Annotated in this window: 1 protein-coding gene; it reads right to left on the bottom strand. The window is 64.2% G+C overall.

The window, feature by feature from the left end; all coding sequences use genetic code 11:
- The coding region (gene tuf / locus O0K41_RS22245) for an elongation factor Tu (protein ID WP_108270741.1) at positions 1–1053 on the bottom strand (1053 nt) is incomplete at its 5' end.

Here is a 1053-nt window from a genome sequence, read left to right as displayed (position 1 = left end):
TTACTCGATGATCTTCGAGACCACGCCGGCGCCGACGGTACGGCCGCCTTCGCGGATGGCGAAGCGCAGGCCTTCGTCCATTGCCACCGGGTTGATCAGGGTGACGACCATCTTGACGTTGTCACCCGGCATCACCATTTCGACGCCTTCCGGCAGAGCAGCTGCGCCGGTGATGTCGGTGGTGCGGAAGTAGAACTGCGGGCGGTAGCCGTTGAAGAACGGGGTGTGACGGCCGCCCTCGTCCTTCGACAGGACGTAGACTTCGCCTTCGAACTTGGTGTGCGGCTTGATCGAACCCGGCTTGGCCAGGACCTGGCCACGCTCGACGTCATCACGCTTGGTGCCGCGCAGCAGCAGGCCAGCGTTGTCGCCTGCCTGACCCTGGTCCAGCAGCTTGCGGAACATTTCAACGCCGGTCACGGTGGTCTTCTGCACCGGACGGATGCCGACGATTTCGATTTCGTCGCCAACCTTGATCACGCCGCGCTCGATACGACCGGTCACCACGGTGCCGCGGCCCGAGATCGAGAACACGTCTTCCACCGGCATCAGGAACGGCTTGTCGATCGCGCGCTCCGGCTCCGGAATCCAGCTGTCCAGGGCGTCGACCAGCTTCAGGATGGCCGGCACGCCGATGTCGCTCTGGTCACCTTCCAGCGCCAGACGGGCCGAACCAGCGATGATCGGGGTGTCGTCGCCCGGGAAGTCGTACTTGCTCAGCAGCTCGCGCACTTCCATCTCGACCAGCTCGAGCAGCTCGGCGTCGTCCACCATGTCGGCCTTGTTCAGGAACACGACGATGTACGGCACGCCGACCTGACGCGACAGCAGGATGTGCTCGCGGGTCTGCGGCATCGGGCCGTCAGCGGCCGAGCACACCAGGATCGCGCCGTCCATCTGGGCGGCACCGGTGATCATGTTCTTGACGTAGTCAGCATGGCCCGGGCAATCGACGTGGGCGTAGTGACGGACCGGGGATTCGTATTCGACGTGCGCGGTCGAGATCGTGATACCACGAGCCTTTTCTTCCGGAGCGGCGTCGATCGAGGAGTA

It is taken from the genome of Stenotrophomonas sp. Sm2128, from assembly GCF_030985535.1.
In the GTDB taxonomy this organism is placed as follows: domain Bacteria; phylum Pseudomonadota; class Gammaproteobacteria; order Xanthomonadales; family Xanthomonadaceae; genus Stenotrophomonas; species Stenotrophomonas maltophilia.
Note: the sequence above shows the minus strand (reverse complement) of the source record. Positions and strands in the feature narration are given on the sequence as shown.